Source organism: Paraglaciecola sp. 20A4 (assembly GCF_011378905.1).
Lineage (GTDB): Bacteria > Pseudomonadota > Gammaproteobacteria > Enterobacterales > Alteromonadaceae > Paraglaciecola.
This window is the reverse complement of the sequence record NZ_WTPY01000076.1, coordinates 1-1,097: the sequence shown is the minus strand read 5'-3', so window position 1 is coordinate 1,097 and position 1,097 is coordinate 1. Positions and strand designations below refer to the sequence as shown.

The following is a 1,097-nucleotide window of genomic DNA, read 5'->3' as shown; positions in this document are numbered from 1 at the left end:
CTTGGATTCAAAGAATAAGTGCATAACTTGAACGGGTAGAAAAAACGGTCAGCCGAATATATGCTAATCGCTTTTTCTCCGGCAAGAGATGCAACAATGAAAACATATAAACAACTGACCTATGAACAACGATGCCAGATTTATGCTTTAAGTAAAACAGGTATGAGTCAAAATAAAATAGCCACACAGCTAAAAGTTAGCCAATCAACCATTAGCAGGGAGTTCTCACGCAATACAGGCAAACGAGGCTATCGTTTTAAGCAAGCGCAAACATCGACAGACACACGGCGGTTAGCCGCTTGTAAAGCCATAAAAATGACAAATAAACTCATCGTAGTAATTGAATCAAAACTTAACGAGAAATGGAGTCCAGAGCAGGTGTCGGGTTGGCTTAGGGAAGACCAGAACATCAATGTTAGTCATGAAACCATTTATCAGCACATTTGGTCTGACAAGCTATGTGGTGGTGATTTATTCCAGCATTTAAGAAGGAAAGGTAAAGCTTATCAATCGCGTAGTAAAGATAAGCAAGCTGGCAGAGGGTTTATTAAGAACCGTGTCAGCATTGATGAGCGCCCGCATATTGTTGATGATAAAAGTAGAGTGGGTGATTGGGAAATTGACCTAGTTATTGGCAAAGGTCACAGTGGCGCACTGATCACGATAGTAGAGCGAAAAACTAGTTTTACCGTTTCGACACGTGTAGATGACAAATCAGCGAAAACAGTCACTGCCGCGACCATTACTTTGTTAGCACCGTTTAAAGGCGCTGTATTCACTATCACGGCTGATAATGGTAAAGAGTTTGCGTACCATGAAAAGATGACTGAACACCTGCAATGTGATGTTTATTTTGCAGATCCTTATTGTTCGTGGCAACGAGGCCTAAATGAAAACACCAACGGCCTTTTGCGACAATACTGGCCGAAATCAACAGATTTCAAAAAAGTATCGCAATCAGCGGTTCAGGATGTAATAGTCAATCTCAATGATAGGCCAAGAAAAAAACTAAATTATAAAACGCCAGCCAAGTTAATGGCTGAACACATGGTAGCAATAGCTGCTTAGCTGTTATGCACTTCAAAGTTGAATCTGCC

The 1,097-nt window shown here is 40.9% G+C and carries 1 protein-coding gene; it reads left to right on the top strand.

The window, feature by feature from the left end; translation table 11 throughout:
• Positions 1–96: 96 nt before the first annotated feature.
• The gene (locus tag GQS54_RS22880) at positions 97–1,068 is read left to right on the top strand and encodes an IS30 family transposase (protein ID WP_166426226.1); all 972 of its coding nucleotides are present in this window, start codon (positions 97–99) and stop codon (positions 1,066–1,068) included.
• The last annotated feature ends 29 nt before the right edge of the window (positions 1,069–1,097 follow it).

Coding starts and splice junctions, on each gene's coding strand:
- GQS54_RS22880 (WP_166426226.1), top strand. CDS start 97: ATGAAAACATATAAACAACTGACCTATGAACAACGATGCCAGATTTAT.